Below are 14,258 nucleotides of genomic sequence, written 5' to 3'. Positions count from 1 at the left end.
GATCTCCAGCGCTCAAATCGCGTTGAGCGGAATCTTCAGATAGCGGACGCCGTTGTCATCGGGGTCCGGCAGATGGCCGGCACGCATGTTGACCTGCACGGACGGCAGGATCAGTACCGGCATTTCCAGCGTCGCGTCGCGCGCCCGGCGCATGGTCACGAAGCCTTCCTCGCTGATGCCGTCGCGCACATGGATGTTGTTCGCGCGCTGCTCGGCGACGGTGGTTTCGTAGGCCACATCGCGGCCGCCCGGCTGATAGTCGTGGCACATGTACAGCCGCGTCTGCGGCGGCAGGCTGAGCACCTTGTTGATCGAGCGATACAGGGTGCGCGCGTCGCCACCGGGAAAATCGCAGCGTGCGGTGCCGTAATCCGGCATGAACAGCGTGTCGCCGACGAAGGCGATCGTCTCGTCGCCGTCCTCGACCACGTAGGTCATGCAGGCCGGTGTATGACCGGGTGTATGCAGGGCGCGCGCCTCGAGATGACCGATGCTGAAGGTCTCGCCGTCCGCGAGCAGCGTGTCGAACTGGCTGCCGTCGTGGGCGAATCCGGCGCCGGCATTGAACAGCTTGCCGAACACGTCCTGCACGGCCGTGATGTGCGCGCCGATCGCGAGCTTGCCGCCGACCTGCTCCTTGAGATACCCGGCCGCCGACAGGTGATCGGCATGCACATGCGTTTCGAGCAGCCATTGCACGCTGGCACCGAGTTCGCGGACGCGCGTGATCAGGCGGTCCGCCGAATCATGCCGCGTGCGCCCGGACTTCGGGTCGTAATCAAGCACGCTGTCGATCAAGGCGCATTGCATGCTGCCGCGATCGAGCAACAGGTAGCTGATCGTCCACGTCGCCGGATCGAAAAAGGCTTCGAGCTGGATCTGACTGGTCTCGGACATCTCGTTGGCTCCGCTGAATGAATCCGGCGCGCCATCCGGCTGCCAGTGATGACAGTCCACACTCAAGACGCGTGCCAGCCGGAACTCGTCCGGAAGAGAAATTCAAGACCTTGTTTTAATGATATTTATCTTTGGAAGACCGATCCGCCGTGACTGACAATGGCGGCGACGATGGCAGCACATGGCAGCATTTGGCAGCGCCGTCGGGGGCGACTAAGCTGTCCCGCAGACTCCGGAGCACGACGCGATGACCCTTCCTTCCTCGGCACAGGTGCAGGCGCTGATCTCGTATCTCGAACACGAAGTCCAGCCGACCATCGTGCTCGACACCGACTACAACATCCTCGCCGCCAACAACGCGTACCGTCGGCAGTTCGGTGCGGCCGAGCAGGCGCCGATCGGCAGCAAGTGCTATCGCGTTTCGCATCAATACGCCGTGCCCTGCGATCAGGCCGGCGAGCACTGCCCGATGCGCAAGGCCAGCGAAACCCGTGCACCCGATCGCGTGCTGCACATCCACCACACGCCACGCGGCCCCGAGCACGTCGATGTCGAACTGCGACCGATCCTCGACGAACACGGCGAGGTGGCGGCCTACGTCGAGCGGCTGAGCAGTGTCACGGCGGCGGCGGCGCAGCCGCAGCGCCAGGGCCTGGTCGGCCGGGCTCCTGCCTTCAAGGCAGCGCTGGCCGCATTGCAACGCGCGGCGCCGGCGCAGATTCCGGTACTGCTGCAGGGCGAATCCGGCACCGGCAAGGAACTGTTCGCGCGCGCGCTGCACGAGAGCAGCCCGCGCGCGCGCGGACCGCTGGTCGTGGTCGACTGCACCGGCCTCACGGAAACCCTGTTCGAAAGCGAGCTGTTCGGCTACGAGAAAGGCGCGTTCACCGGCGCCACGCAGCGCAAGATCGGCCTCGCCGAGACCGCGCACGGCGGCACGCTGTTTCTCGACGAAATCGGCGACGTGCCGCTGGCGATGCAGGTCAAGCTGCTGCGCCTGATCGAATCCGGCACGTTTCGGCGGGTCGGCGGCGTCGAACCGCTGCGAGCCGACTTCCGCCTCGTCTCGGCAACCCACAAACCGCTGGCAGCGATGGTTGCCGAGGGCAGCTTTCGCCAGGATCTCTACTACCGCATCAGCGCCTTTCCGGTGCATTTGCCGGCGCTGCGCGAACGGGCCGATGATTTGCCGCTGCTGGTCGAGAGTCTGCTGCAGCGCATCGCCGGCAATCAGGCGCCACGCGTCGACGACGAAGCAATGCGCCTGCTGGCTCAGTACCGCTATCCCGGCAACGTCCGCGAACTGCGCAACATTCTGGAACGCGCGCGGCTGTTCGCCGACGACGGCGTGATTCATGCCGGCCACCTGCCAGCCGAGCTGCACAGCGCGGCCGCCGGTCCGCCTGCCGCGCCTGGCGGTCGCCGGCAGCGGCGCGACGAACGCGCGCAACTCGCGCACGCGCTGGCGGTGTTCAAAGGCACGCGCAGCGAACTCGCTCATCATCTCGGACTCAGCGAGCGGACCCTGTACCGGCGCTTGCGCGAGCTCGGCCTCGCCTGAGATCGACATTGCTGCCAGCGTACTGGCAGTCGTCTGCCAAACTCTGCCAATGGCAGCCTCAAGGCTTTTGAATTCACTTAAAGTATCAAATTTAATTATTTGAATTATAAAGTTTAATTTCAATAATTCCGGCTTGGCACGGAACCTGATCAAGCCGTGGCGTCACGCGATCCAGATGCCATGCCGCCAAGCACCCGCAAAACCCGATTGCCGCTCCTCACGGACCAGGGCTTGACCGTCGTCAAGGCGTACGGGCGGCCGCTGTCCGACGATGCAGGCCTGCCCGCCACCCTCGTCCGCGCCGTGAACACCCCCTCTCCACCATGCCCGGCCGCACGGACCCATCGCAGCGATCGGCTGCGGCGCGGCATCACCGTCGTCCTGCTCGTCAAGTTGCTCGCCATCGTCCTGCTGTGGTTCGCGTTCGTGCGCCCTCACGGGATCCGGATCGACGGTCACCGCGCCGGCGAAAGCGTGCTCGGCGGACCGGCTTCTCCTGCGCCCCTTACCGAGCCTCAGCCATGATCAGCACCCACCTCGTCGACCTTTCGCGCCTGCAGTTCGCCGCGACCGCGATGTACCACTTCCTGTTCGTGCCGCTGACGCTGGGCATGGTCTGGCTGCTGGTCATCATGGAGTCGGTTTACGTGATGACCGGCAAGCTCGTCTACAAGGACATGACCCGCTTCTGGGGCAAGCTGTTCGGCATCAACTTCGCGCTGGGCGTCACCACCGGCATCACGCTGGAATTCCAGTTCGGCACGAACTGGGCGTACTACTCGCATTACGTCGGCGACATCTTCGGTGCACCCCTGGCAATCGAGGGGCTGATGGCGTTCTTTCTCGAATCCACCTTCATCGGCCTGTTCTTCTTTGCCTGGGACCGGCTCTCCAGGCAGCAACACCTGCTGGTGACCATCCTGATGGCGATCGGCACCAATCTGTCGGCACTGTGGATCCTGATCGCCAACGGCTGGATGCAGAACCCGGTCGGCGCCGAGTTCAACTACGAAACCATGCGCATGGAACTGACCGACTTCTGGTCGGTGATCTTCAATCCGATCGCGCAGGCGAAGTTCGTGCACACCGTGTCCGCCGGTTACGTGACCGGCGCGATGTTCGTGCTGTCGATCTCGGCCTGGTATCTGCTTCGCGGCCGCGATGTCGAGTTCGCCAGGCGCAGCTTCCGCATCGCCGCCGCCTTTGGCCTGGCATCGGTCTGTTCCGTGATCGTGCTCGGCGACGAGTCCGGCTACACGGTGGGCGAGGCGCAGCAGACCAAGATGGCGGCGATCGAGTCCATGTGGGAAACGGAGCCGGCGCCGGCCTCGTTCAATCTGCTCGCCTGGCCGAACGAAGCACAACAGAAGAATGACTGGGCCGTCGAGATTCCCTGGGTCATGGGTCTGATCGGCACGCGCTCGGTGAGCCTGCAGATTCCCGGCATTCTCGAAATCAAGGCGAAGAACCGGGTGCGCATCGTGTCCGGCATCGAGGCGGCGAAGGCGCTCGGCCGCCTGCGTGCGAATCGCCAGGATGCCGATGCGCGGACGATCTTCGAACAGCACAAGGCCGATCTCGGCTTCGGCCTGCTGCTGCGCAAGTACGTCACCGATTTCGATCAGGTCACGCCGGAGCTGATCGAGCGCGCCGTCAACGACACCATCCCGCGCGTGACACCGATGTTCTGGGGATTTCGCGCGATGGTCGGCATCGGCTTCCTGATGCTGGCGCTGTTCGCACTGGCCTCGCTGTCGACGCTGCGCATGCAGTGCGAGCGTCGGCGCTGGTTGCTGAAGTGGGCGCTGTGGTCGCTGCCGCTGCCGTGGCTTGCCTGCGAGCTCGGCTGGTTCGTTGCCGAATATGGTCGCCAGCCCTGGACGATCTACGGCGTGCTGCCGACCAATCTGTCGGTCTCGACCCTGAGCGTGTCGAGCCTTTACGGCTCGCTGGCCGGCTTCGTCGGTTTCTATACCGCGCTGCTGATCGTCGAGATGTACCTGATGGTGCGTTTCGCTCGCCGGGGTCCGGGCAGTCTCGGCACCGGCCGCTACGCCGACGAAGCCGCCGCGCAACATTGAAGGACTGAAACCATGCTCGACTACGAAGTTCTCAAACTGATCTGGTGGCTGCTGGTCGGCGTCCTGCTGGTCGGCTTCGCGGTGATGGACGGACACGACATGGGCGTCGGCAGCCTGCTGCCCTTTGTCGGCCGCAACGACATCGAGCGCCGTGTGGTGATCAATACCGTCGGCCCCCACTGGGACGGCAACCAGGTCTGGTTCATCACCGGCGGCGGCGCGATCTTCGCCGCCTGGCCACTGATCTACGCGACCGCGTTCTCCGGCTTCTACTGGGCGATGCTGGCGGTGCTCTGGGCGCTGTTCTTCCGCCCGGTCGGCTTCGACTACCGCAGCAAGATCCACGATCCACGCTGGCGCTCGACCTGGGACTGGGGCCTGTTCGTCGGCGGCACGGTGCCGCCGCTGATCTTCGGCGTGGCGTTCGGCAATCTGCTGCAGGGCGTGCCGTTCCGGTTCGACGACAATCTCGTGTCCACCTATACCGGTTCGTTCTGGCAGCTGCTGAACCCGTTTGCCCTGCTCTGCGGCGTGGTCAGCAGTGCGATGATCCTGCTGCACGGCGCGATCTATCTGACGCATCGCACGGAAGGCGTGATCGCCGCACGTGCACGCCGCGCCGCCTGTGGCGCCGGTCTCGTGCTGCTGCTCGGGTTCACGGCCGCCGGCCTGTGCCTGCTGCGCATCGACGGCTATGCCATCACGTCGATCGTCGATCCGTCGGCCCTGCCCGATCCGCTCGCCAAGACCGTCGTGCGACGCAGCGGCGGCTGGTTCGCCAACTACCGGCTCGTGCCGGCGACGATGCTGGTGCCGATGCTCGCCTATCTGGGCACGATTGCCGCGCTGCTGCTGTTGCGCGCCGGCCGCAGCGGCATCGCGTTCGTGGCCTCGGCTCTGGCTTTGGCCGGCGTGATCGGCACCGCCGGCGTTTCGATGTTCCCGTTCCTGATGCCGTCGTCGTCACAGCCGGATGCGAGTCTGACGGTCTGGGACAGCACCTCGAGCCGGCTGACGCTGTCCATCATGCTGTGGGCAGTGCTGATCTTCATGCCGCTGATCGTGTTCTATACCGCCTGGGCCTACCGCGTGATGCGCGGCAAGGTGACGGCGACCGACATCGAACGCAATACGCACAGCGCGTACTGAAAACCGGAGAACAAGCATGTGGTATCTGACCTGGGTACTGGGTGTCGGCTTCGCGGTTCTGCTCGCGATCCTCAATGCCATCTGGGGCGAGAACGAAGTTGCGCGCCGCGCAGCCGACGAGGATTCCGCCGCGCCATGAAGACGGCATTGCCGCCTTCGGCCACGCCCACCACGCTGGCATGGCTGCCCCTGCTCGTCGGTCTGGCCCTGATGTTCGGTCTGACCGCCGATCCGCGCGTGCTGATCGACGGCGACGGACGCGCCGATCATCTGGGGGCGACTCTGGCGGGCTGGGCCATGGCGGCCGGCATCGTGCGTGGCGTCGGCTTCGTGCCCCGGTATCGTCCGGCGCGCGTTCTGCTCTCGGGCCGCGCCTGTGCACTGGCACTGTCGATGGCCGCGCTGCGCCTGTTCCTCACCCCTCGTTGAGCCCCATACTGGCGCCGGCTCCGGAGAACCGCGAATGCAGATCATCATCGACCCTTACAGCTGGCTGCTCGGCCTTGCCGGCGGACTGCTGATCGGCCTGTCGGCCGCGCTGCTGCTGATCGGCAGCGGGCGCATCGCCGGCATCAGCGGCATCGCCGGCAATCTGCTGTTCGAGCGCGGCCCCGACCGCGGCTGGCGCGCGCTGTTCGTGCTGGGCCTGATACTCGCGCCGCTGATCGTCGGCTGGCTGCGACCCGAACTTCGCGCTGCAGCCCCGACCGTCAATGCCGGGATGATCGTGGTCGCCGGCCTGCTGGTCGGCTTCGGCACCCGGCTCGGCAGCGGCTGCACTTCCGGTCACGGCATCTGCGGCATCAGCCGCCTGTCACCACGCTCCCTGCTGGCGACGGCGACCTTCATGGCCGCCGGCTTCGTCACCGTCTATCTGATCCGCCATCTGCCGGGGCTCGCATGAAAAATCTCATCGGCCTGCTGGCGGGTCTGCTGTTCGGTGCCGGCCTGACGATCGGCGGCATGGTGCAGCCGCAGAAAGTGCTCGGCTTTCTCGATCTCGCCGGCGTCTGGGATCCCAGCCTGGCATTCGTCATGGGCGGCGGCCTGCTGGTGGCATTCCCGGCGTTCGCGCTGGCGCGCCGCCGCGACCGACCGCTGTTCGATCTCGCATTCCAGATTCCGACGCGCAATGACATCGACAAGCGGCTGATCGTCGGCGCCGTGCTGTTCGGCGTCGGCTGGGGCATCGCCGGCTACTGCCCCGGCCCCGCGATCGCGGCACTGTCGGCCCTGCATCCGGCGACCCTGCTGTTCTGCGTCGCCATGGTCGCCGGCATGTGGCTGCAGCGGCGTCTGATGCGCTGAGCATCACACCGCGCGGCCCGGTGCGTGCCGGTGGCACTCAGGTGTCCGACGCCGTCGGTGCGAACTGTTCGTAGGCAGCAAGCGCGTCGGCGGCGTACATCAGCGACGGTCCGCCGCCCATGTAGATCGCCACACCGAGTGCTTCTTCAAGCTCGGCGCGAGTGACGTTCGCACGCACCAGCGCCTGTACGTGGAACCCGATGCAGGCGTCGCAATGTGCCGCGACGCCGAGCGCGAGCGCGATCAGCTCCTTGGTCTTGCGATCCAGCGCTCCGTCGCGGGTCGCCGCCTGCGCGAGCGACGTGAATCCCTTGCTGACCTCGGGAATGCCGGTCCGCAATTCGGCCATCTGCGCCGATGTCGAACGAATGATGTCGGGATAGTTCTTGCTCATGTCGATGCATTCCTGGTCGCGGCAATGGAGCCGTCCACCGACGTCGCGCTGCGCCATCCGGATGCCGCGCCCGCATGCTTCGGTGCGGGCTGACGGCACGCACGGCAAGCTGTTGACGCAGGCCTTCGTCGGGCCGCACGCACGCCTTGCGGTTTCGCATCGACGCCTTGCATGACGCGATCCGCCGGCTGACAGCGGCGTCAGTGCAACAGCCGCGCCGCGGCCGTGCATTGATGCCGGTCAAAGCCGGATCGGACTTGATCCTCATCAACATGTCGCAGGCGCGCCGGATGCACGCTGTGCCGACGACTCCGGGAGCGATCATGCAACTGCAGTTTCTGGGTGCGGCCGGCACCGTCACCGGCTCGAAGTATCTGGTCAGCGATGCGCACAGCCGTCTGCTGGTCGACTGCGGTCTGTTTCAGGGCTACAAGCAGCTGCGCCTGCGCAACCGGGCACCGCTGCCGACACCACCGGCGGAGCTCGACGCGGTGCTGCTGACGCACGCACACATCGATCACTCCGGTTATCTGCCCATTCTGGTTCGCTACGGCTATCGCGGCCGCATCCTGTGCAGCGAGGCGACCTACGACCTGTGCCGGATCATGCTGCCGGACAGCGGTCGACTGCAGGAGGAAGAGGCGGACTTCGCGAACCGCCATCATCTGTCCCGGCACAAACCGGCGCTGCCCCTCTACACCGAAGCCGACGCCATGACGGCGCTCGAACACTTCACGCCGCAGGCATTCGATACCGATTTCCGGCCGGCGCCGGGCTTCCTGGCGCGTCTGCTGCCGGCCGGCCACATCCTCGGTGCGTCGATGCTGCGGCTCGGCCATGCCGACGGCACGATCCTGTTCAGCGGCGACCTCGGGCGACCGCATGATCCCCTGCTGCACGCGCCCGCGGCGGTCTCCGAAACCGACTGGCTGGTCGTCGAATCGACCTACGGCAACCGCCATCACGAAATTGTCGATCCGTTCGCGCAGCTCGCCGAGGTCATACGCCGTACTGCCGCGCGCGGCGGCGTGCTGGTGATTCCGTCGTTCGCGGTCGGCCGCGCCCAGGAGCTGCTGTTCGGCATCGACCGCCTCAGGCGCAGCGGCGCGATCCCGGCCGATCTGCCGGTCTACCTCAACAGCCCGATGGCGGCCGACGTCACGACGCTGTACCGGACGCACCTCGGCGAGCACCGCCTCGATGCCGCGCAGTGCGCCGCGCTCGGCAAGGTCGCGCACATCGTCAACACCGTCGAGGAATCGAAGCGCCTCAACGAACGCGGCGGCCCGATGATCATCATTGCCGGCAGCGGCATGGCAACCGGCGGCCGCGTCGTCCATCACCTCAAGGCATTCGCCGGCGACGCCGCGAACACCATCCTGCTGGTCGGTTTCCAGGCCGGCGGCACCCGCGGCGCCGCCCTGCTGGGCGGTGCCAGGTCGATCCGCATCCACGGCCAATACGTCGCGGTGCGCGCCGAGATCGCGAGCATCGACAATCTGTCGGCACACGCCGACGCCAGTGAGATTCTCGACTGGCTCAGCCATTTCGAACGCGCGCCGCAGGCCGTGTTCGTGACGCATGGCGAGCCGTCGGCAGCCGACGCGCTGCGACAGCAGATCGAGCACCGGTATGGCTGGCGAGTTTCGGTGCCGGAGCATCTGCAGACCGTGGAGCTGAAGCGCGCCGCATCCGCGAACGCCGTGCAGGCTCCGTTCGCCAACCGCCTGCGCGCCCATCGCTTCGGCGTCGACACCTATCAGGAACCGGTGGTCTTCCTGCGCGCCGATGCGCCGATCTGTCGCTCCGAAGGTTTCGAGTCGCAATCGCGGGTCAAGCTCGAAATCGGCGCGCGGTCGCTGGTGGCAACGCTGTACACCGTGGACGCCCCTTTGCTCGACGACACGCAGGCCGGACTCTCGGAGGCTGCATGGAACGCGCTGGCGGCCCACGAGGGCGCCGAAGTCGTGATCTCGCATCCCGAGCCGGTGGAGTCCTTCGCCGCGGTCCGCGGCAAGGTGTATGGCCGGTCCTTCAGCGATGACGGCATCGACGCGATCATTCGCGACATCAGCGCCGGCCGCTATTCCGGGCTCGAACTCGCCGCCTTCATCACGGCCTGCGGCGGCAGCAAGCTGTCGCACGACGAAACAATCGCCCTGACGCGCGCGATGACCGACAGCGGACAACGCCTGCGCTGGGCGGCGCCGCTGGTGCTCGACAAGCATTGTGTCGGCGGCCTGCCAGGCAATCGGACGACCCCGATCGTGGTCGCGATCGTCGCGGCCTGCGGTCTGATGATTCCCAAGACGTCATCGCGGGCGATCACCTCGCCGGCCGGCACCGCCGACACCATGGAGATGCTGGCGCCGGTTGCACTCGACGTGGCCAGCATGCGACGCGTCGTCGAGCGCGAGGGCGGTTGCGTGGTCTGGGGCGGCGGCATGGCGCTGAGCCCGGTGGACGACATGCTGATCCGGGTCGAACGTCCACTCGACTTCGACAGTGCCGGCCAGTTGGTGGCTTCGATCCTGTCGAAAAAGCTGGCGGCCGGTTCGAACAGCCTGCTGGTGGAGATTCCGGTAGGCCCGACCGCGAAGCTGCGGTCGACGCAGGCGGCCGACGAGATCGCGCAACGCCTGCAGGCAGTCGGCGACGCGCTGGGTCTGGCAACGCGGATCATGCAGACCGACGGCCTGCAGCCGGTCGGTCGCGGCATCGGTCCCGCACTCGAGGCAATCGACGTGCTCGCCGTCCTGCGCAACGCCGCCGACGCGCCGGCCGATCTGCGCGAACGCGCCTTGCGCCTCGCCGGCGCCCTGCTCGAAATGGGCGGCCGCAGCGCAGCCGGAGATGGCGTCGCACTGGCACGCGCGACATTGGGCAGCGGCGCCGCCATGCGTCAGCCGCCGATGGCGAGCTACCGCAAGGTCTTCGTCGCAGCGCAGGGCGGCGCGATCACGGCCATCGACAACCGACGCCTGGCCCGTATCGCCAAGCTCGCCGGCGCACCGCGCGCGCCGGCCGCCGGCGTCGAGTTGCATCGACATCTCGGAAGCCGCGTCGAGCGCGGGGAGCCGCTGTTCACGCTGCACGCCGAATCGCCGGGTGAACTGGCTTATGCCAGCGCCTACGCGGACAGTCACGGCGACGTCTTCACTTTCGATACGGAATCCACATGAACGGCACACCCTTGATTTTCGCACTGCCCGGCAATGCGGTGCTGGCGCGGGCCATCGCCGCCGAACTGCATCTGGACAGCGGCAGGTTGGCGATCCGCCGCTTCGCCGATGGCGAAACGAGCCTGCGCGTGCTGACGCCCGTCGCCGGCCGCGACATCGTGCTGGCGGCGACGCTCGCGCACCCGGACGAGCAGATGGCGCTGCTGCAGTTTGCCGCCGCCACGCTGCGAGAACAGGGCGCGCGGCGCATCCTGCTGCTCGCGCCGTACCTCGCCTACATGCGCCAGGATCTTGCGTTCGAACCGGGGACCGGTGTCCTGGCGCGGCAATATGCGCACTGGCTCGGCACGCTGTTCGACGGTCTGATCACGGTCGATCCCCATCTGCACCGCATTCGCGAACTGCGCGAGATCTTCGCGATACCGACGCGCATCGTCGACGCCGCGCCGCAGATCGCCGACTGGATTGCGGCACATCTTGTCGAGCGGCCGCTGCTGATCGGGCCCGACGCCGAGAGCGGGCAATGGCTGGCGACCGTCGCCGCGCGTCTCGACTGCCCGTTCGTGTGTCTCGACAAATCACGTCTCGGCGATGCCGAGGTCCGCCAGACCGTACGCCAGCTCGCCACGCACACGGACCGGCGCGCCATCATCGTCGACGACATCGCGTCGACCGCGGCGACGATGATCGGCGCACTGAAATTGCTGCAGCGGCACGACTACCTCGATCCGGTCTGCATCGCCGTGCACGCGCTGTTTGTCGGCGACGCCTACCACGATCTGATCGCCGCCGGGGCCGGCCGCGTACTCAGCTGCAACACCGTTGCCCATGCGTCCAACGTCATCGATCTGCATCCGCAACTCGCGGAGGCGGTCGCGCGCATGCTGCACGATGCCTCGGAGCCCACGGTACCGACGGCGGCGCCGGCCGGACGGCAGCCGGAAAACGCCTGAAAGCCGGCCGGCACCGGCACCCGCTTGCGCGGGTTTGACCGGCGTCAACGCGCGGTGCCCGAGGCACCCGCATGCTGCGTCCACGACCGGTCTGGAACGGGAAGCGAAGGAGAGCGACGATGAAAACCTATCAACGCATATTGCTGATCGCCGGCAGGGACATGAAGCGCTCACCGGCGATGGAACAGGCGGTGTGGCTGGCGCGTGAAACCGGCGCGGCCCTGCATCTGCTGCTGCTCGACCACAACAGCACGCTCGACATGGTCGGCCATCTGCGCCATGACGATGTCGCGATGCTGCACGAGGCGTTCCTGCGCGAACGCCGCGACTGGTTGGGCGAACAGGCCGCCGAGCTTTGCGAAACCGGCCTGAAAGTCACCAGCGAAGCGGTCTGGACCAAGCGTCCGGCCGAGGAAATCATCCTGCACGCGGTGGAGTGGCACGCCGACCTCGTGGTCAAGGACATCGACCTGCACGGCGGCATCCGCCGCGTGCTGATGACACCGCTCGACTGGACCCTGCTGCGCCGCTGTCCGGCGCCGCTGCTGCTGGTCAACACCGAGCACATCGCTCCGAAGCGCATCATCGTCGCGATCGACGCGCTGGCCGGCGGCGACGATCCCCTCAACGCCCGCATCGTCGAACAGGCCCTGGCCCTGGCCTATGCCAGCAACGCCGAATTGCACCTGGCCTACGCGTTCCAGGCCATCGCACCGCTCGAAACCATGGCGCCCGCGATGGTGCCGGCGCTGTCCGGTGACCTGTACGACACGCTGTATCGCCTGCATCACGACGCCTTCGATGCCTTCGCACAGCGCTACGGCGTGCCGACAGAGCGCCGGCACTTCCTGCACGGCCCGCCGGGGCTGGCGCTGTTCGATTTCGCGACCGAGAGCAGTGCCGACGTGATCGTGCTGGGCACGACGCATCGCAGCCGTCTCGAACGTCTGCTGATGGGCAGCACGGCCGAAACCATCCTCCAGCACCTGCCCTGCGACGTGCTGGCGGTCAAACCGCAAGGTCTGGCGACGCTGCTCGCCGAACAGGCACACGCGGACCTGATGGCGAGCGCGTGATCGCGGTCAGGCGCATCGCGCCGGCGCGACCGGCATGATGCGCTCGAACCGCCGATTCTCGATCCCCCAGCGCACACTGCCGAAGACCTCGGACACGAAGCGCGCGGACTGTCCGCTGTCGCCGGCCTCGACTTCGGGACCGCTCAGCATCAGGGTCGCGATCGGCTCGCAGTCGACGATGTCGGCCATCTCGGCCAGCGCCGCGGCGCCGTTGTGGCTGTAGGTGCAGAAAAACGCCACATGATTGAGCTCGGCTTCGTGATCGAGCAGATAGCGACGCACCGGACCGGCCGGTCGTTCCGCCCAGACCGGCGTACCGACGACAACCAGTGCGTAGTCGGCGGGCTTGAAGCGACACGGGACGATGGCCGGATCGCGGCCGGACAGCGATTCGAACAGGCTGCGCAGAAAGCCGCGCCAGCCCTTGCGATCATGCCGCTCGCGGATTTCCTCGAGATCGGCATCGAGCTCGCGCGCCAGCCGGCACGCCAGTGCACGCGTCGTTCCGCTGCGCGAATAGAACACCAGCAATGTGTTGCTCACGGGTATTTTCCAGACGAGTTGGACCGATACGCAGCGTCGTCTGCGCCGCGTCGGCCGGCATTGATCGCGGTCAAGGCGGCTGCCATCGCCGGGTGCCAGGGTATCGACACAGCGCGCCAGCCGCGCCCGCAACGAGAACCCGCATGCCTCTCACCCGGCCATCCGAAGTCCTGAGCTGCCCTGCCTGCAATGCCGACATCGTGCTGTCGGCCGGAGCGCGCCATGACGGCGCCGCGGTCCGTTGTCCGCAGTGCGGCTTCGAGGCCGTTCTGCAACGCGAACGCATCGGTCACGATGGCCGCGTCCGCTGGGGACTGATCGAGGCCGGCGACGACGACGAACCCTGAGCGGCGGTGGCCGGCAACTTGATCCGGATCAAGGGACAGGCGTGGCCGTGCCGGCACACTGGCGCCATGCCAGACGGGGACCGCGATGAAACTCGATGACCGCAAGCTCCAGCAGAACGTGCTCGCTGCACTGGGAACACGCACCGATCTCGACGCGTCGGTGCTGGGTGTCGCCGTTCGCGACGGCGTGGTCACCCTGAGCGGCCACGTCCATCACCATCGCGACAAGCTCGCGGCCGCCATGACCGCGCGCGGCGTGCCGGGCGTACGCGCGATCGCACAGCAGATCGACGTGCGGCCCGCAGACCTGCCGAAGACGGCCGACGATGAAATCGCCGACCGCGCGGCGCGCCTGCTCGCCTGGGATCTGATGGTGTCGCCGGGCACGGTGCACGTCACCGTCGAGCACGGCGTCGTCGAGCTGGCCGGCACGGTCGAATGGGAACATCAGCGACGTGACGCCGAACGCGACGTCCGCAAACTGCAGGGTGTACGCGAAGTGATCAACCACATCGGTCTGCTGAAACCCGCGGACGCGGTCGACCGCGAGCCCCGGCCGCTGCACGAATTCGTCGCCGTCCGCGTGCTCGCCGAGCACGGCGCCGCGACCGCCGCCGGAGATCGACGCTGACGGCCGCGCGCCGCCGATCCGTCAAACGACCGCAGCGTCGGCGCTGCAGCGGCCGGCGGCACGACGCGCGCAGCGCGGATCGCCTTGCCGATTGCCGCCGGCCGGCCGCGAGCGCGGCTCGCACGACGCACCGCGC

The 14,258-nt window shown here is 67.1% G+C and carries 16 protein-coding genes and 1 pseudogene; 14 read left to right on the top strand and 3 right to left on the bottom strand.

Annotated elements, in window-relative coordinates; translation table 11 throughout:
• Positions 1-12 precede the first annotated feature (12 nt).
• A complete protein-coding gene (locus G7Y85_RS00425; RefSeq protein ID WP_166250644.1) occupies positions 13-897 on the bottom strand; it encodes an MBL fold metallo-hydrolase in 885 nt (294 codons plus the stop codon).
• A 247-nt stretch (positions 898-1,144) separates the two neighbouring features.
• Here G7Y85_RS00425 and G7Y85_RS00420 point away from each other — a divergent pair, with 247 nt between their 5' ends.
• From G7Y85_RS00420 to G7Y85_RS00385, 8 genes are all read left to right on the top strand, one after another.
• Positions 1,145-2,458, top strand: a complete 1,314-nt coding sequence (locus G7Y85_RS00420) for a sigma-54 interaction domain-containing protein (protein WP_166250643.1) — start codon at positions 1,145-1,147, stop codon at positions 2,456-2,458.
• 231 nt (positions 2,459-2,689) lie between these two features.
• The gene (gene cydP / locus G7Y85_RS00415) at positions 2,690-2,983 is read left to right on the top strand and encodes a cytochrome oxidase putative small subunit CydP (RefSeq protein WP_166250642.1); all 294 of its coding nucleotides are present in this window, start codon (positions 2,690-2,692) and stop codon (positions 2,981-2,983) included.
• Positions 2,980-4,539: a cytochrome ubiquinol oxidase subunit I gene (locus G7Y85_RS00410; protein ID WP_166250641.1), complete on the top strand. Its 1,560-nt coding sequence runs from the start codon at positions 2,980-2,982 to the stop codon at positions 4,537-4,539. The genes cydP and G7Y85_RS00410 overlap by 4 nt, the downstream gene beginning before the upstream one ends.
• Positions 4,540-4,551: 12 nt before the next feature.
• Entirely contained in the window at positions 4,552-5,688 is a 1,137-nt protein-coding gene (cydB, locus tag G7Y85_RS00405) for a cytochrome d ubiquinol oxidase subunit II (RefSeq protein WP_166250640.1), read from the top strand.
• 16 nt (positions 5,689-5,704) lie between these two features.
• On the top strand, positions 5,705-5,827 hold the full coding sequence (gene cydX, locus G7Y85_RS00400; RefSeq protein WP_166250639.1) for a cytochrome bd-I oxidase subunit CydX: 123 nt from the start codon (positions 5,705-5,707) through the stop codon (positions 5,825-5,827).
• Positions 5,824-6,117: a cyd operon YbgE family protein gene (locus G7Y85_RS00395; protein WP_166250638.1), complete on the top strand. Its 294-nt coding sequence runs from the start codon at positions 5,824-5,826 to the stop codon at positions 6,115-6,117. Before cydX ends, G7Y85_RS00395 begins: the two co-directional genes overlap by 4 nt.
• Positions 6,118-6,151: 34 nt before the next feature.
• Positions 6,152-6,592, top strand: a complete 441-nt coding sequence (locus G7Y85_RS00390; RefSeq protein WP_166250637.1) for a YeeE/YedE family protein — start codon at positions 6,152-6,154, stop codon at positions 6,590-6,592.
• Positions 6,589-6,996 (top strand): DUF6691 family protein, encoded by a 408-nt coding sequence (locus G7Y85_RS00385; protein ID WP_166250636.1) that lies wholly within the window; start codon positions 6,589-6,591, stop codon positions 6,994-6,996. Before G7Y85_RS00390 ends, G7Y85_RS00385 begins: the two co-directional genes overlap by 4 nt.
• A gap of 37 nt (positions 6,997-7,033) precedes the next feature.
• Here G7Y85_RS00385 and G7Y85_RS00380 read toward each other — a convergent pair whose 3' ends face one another.
• Positions 7,034-7,390: a carboxymuconolactone decarboxylase family protein gene (locus tag G7Y85_RS00380; protein WP_166250635.1), complete on the bottom strand. Its 357-nt coding sequence runs from the start codon at positions 7,388-7,390 to the stop codon at positions 7,034-7,036.
• Positions 7,391-7,623: 233 nt separating this feature from the next.
• Between G7Y85_RS00380 and G7Y85_RS20555 the strand changes: the two are divergent.
• The 4 genes and pseudogenes from G7Y85_RS20555 to G7Y85_RS00365 form a co-directional block, all read left to right on the top strand.
• A pseudogene (locus G7Y85_RS20555) lies at positions 7,624-9,033 on the top strand (MBL fold metallo-hydrolase RNA specificity domain-containing protein); the annotation flags it as partial.
• Between the two features lie 27 nt (positions 9,034-9,060).
• A complete protein-coding gene (locus tag G7Y85_RS20550; RefSeq protein ID WP_166251756.1) occupies positions 9,061-10,572 on the top strand; it encodes a thymidine phosphorylase family protein in 1,512 nt (503 codons plus the stop codon).
• Complete coding sequence (locus G7Y85_RS00370; protein WP_166250634.1) at positions 10,569-11,525, top strand: ribose-phosphate diphosphokinase; 957 nt, start codon at positions 10,569-10,571, stop codon at positions 11,523-11,525. Before G7Y85_RS20550 ends, G7Y85_RS00370 begins: the two co-directional genes overlap by 4 nt.
• Positions 11,526-11,644: 119 nt before the next feature.
• The gene (locus G7Y85_RS00365) at positions 11,645-12,601 is read left to right on the top strand and encodes a universal stress protein (RefSeq protein ID WP_166250633.1); all 957 of its coding nucleotides are present in this window, start codon (positions 11,645-11,647) and stop codon (positions 12,599-12,601) included.
• Positions 12,602-12,607: 6 nt separating this feature from the next.
• Here the strand turns inward: G7Y85_RS00365 and G7Y85_RS00360 are convergent, their stop codons facing one another.
• The gene (locus G7Y85_RS00360; protein ID WP_166250632.1) at positions 12,608-13,144 is read right to left on the bottom strand and encodes a flavodoxin family protein; all 537 of its coding nucleotides are present in this window, start codon (positions 13,142-13,144) and stop codon (positions 12,608-12,610) included.
• Between the two features lie 143 nt (positions 13,145-13,287).
• Between G7Y85_RS00360 and G7Y85_RS00355 the strand changes: the two genes are divergently transcribed.
• Both G7Y85_RS00355 and G7Y85_RS00350 read left to right on the top strand, forming a co-directional pair.
• A complete protein-coding gene (locus G7Y85_RS00355) occupies positions 13,288-13,491 on the top strand; it encodes a hypothetical protein (RefSeq protein WP_166250631.1) in 204 nt (67 codons plus the stop codon).
• Between the two features lie 85 nt (positions 13,492-13,576).
• Positions 13,577-14,122: a BON domain-containing protein gene (locus tag G7Y85_RS00350; protein WP_166250630.1), complete on the top strand. Its 546-nt coding sequence runs from the start codon at positions 13,577-13,579 to the stop codon at positions 14,120-14,122.
• The last annotated feature ends 136 nt before the right edge of the window (positions 14,123-14,258 follow it).

It is taken from the genome of Solimonas terrae, assembly GCF_011067135.1.
GTDB lineage: Bacteria > Pseudomonadota > Gammaproteobacteria > Nevskiales > Nevskiaceae > Solimonas > Solimonas terrae.
Note: the sequence above shows the minus strand (reverse complement) of the source record. Positions and strands in the feature narration are given on the sequence as shown.

Bases quoted from the DNA above. Each gene is read 5' to 3' on its own strand.
- G7Y85_RS00425 (WP_166250644.1), bottom strand. From the start codon at position 897: ATGTCCGAGACCAGTCAGATCCAGCTCGAAGCCTTTTTCGATCCGGCG.
- G7Y85_RS00420 (WP_166250643.1), top strand. From the start codon at position 1,145: ATGACCCTTCCTTCCTCGGCACAGGTGCAGGCGCTGATCTCGTATCTC.
- G7Y85_RS00410 (WP_166250641.1), top strand. From the start codon at position 2,980: ATGATCAGCACCCACCTCGTCGACCTTTCGCGCCTGCAGTTCGCCGCG.
- cydB (WP_166250640.1), top strand. From the start codon at position 4,552: ATGCTCGACTACGAAGTTCTCAAACTGATCTGGTGGCTGCTGGTCGGC.
- cydX (WP_166250639.1), top strand. From the start codon at position 5,705: ATGTGGTATCTGACCTGGGTACTGGGTGTCGGCTTCGCGGTTCTGCTC.
- G7Y85_RS00395 (WP_166250638.1), top strand. From the start codon at position 5,824: ATGAAGACGGCATTGCCGCCTTCGGCCACGCCCACCACGCTGGCATGG.
- G7Y85_RS00390 (WP_166250637.1), top strand. From the start codon at position 6,152: ATGCAGATCATCATCGACCCTTACAGCTGGCTGCTCGGCCTTGCCGGC.
- G7Y85_RS00385 (WP_166250636.1), top strand. From the start codon at position 6,589: ATGAAAAATCTCATCGGCCTGCTGGCGGGTCTGCTGTTCGGTGCCGGC.
- G7Y85_RS00380 (WP_166250635.1), bottom strand. From the start codon at position 7,390: ATGAGCAAGAACTATCCCGACATCATTCGTTCGACATCGGCGCAGATG.
- G7Y85_RS00370 (WP_166250634.1), top strand. From the start codon at position 10,569: ATGAACGGCACACCCTTGATTTTCGCACTGCCCGGCAATGCGGTGCTG.
- G7Y85_RS00365 (WP_166250633.1), top strand. From the start codon at position 11,645: ATGAAAACCTATCAACGCATATTGCTGATCGCCGGCAGGGACATGAAG.
- G7Y85_RS00355 (WP_166250631.1), top strand. From the start codon at position 13,288: ATGCCTCTCACCCGGCCATCCGAAGTCCTGAGCTGCCCTGCCTGCAAT.
- G7Y85_RS00350 (WP_166250630.1), top strand. From the start codon at position 13,577: ATGAAACTCGATGACCGCAAGCTCCAGCAGAACGTGCTCGCTGCACTG.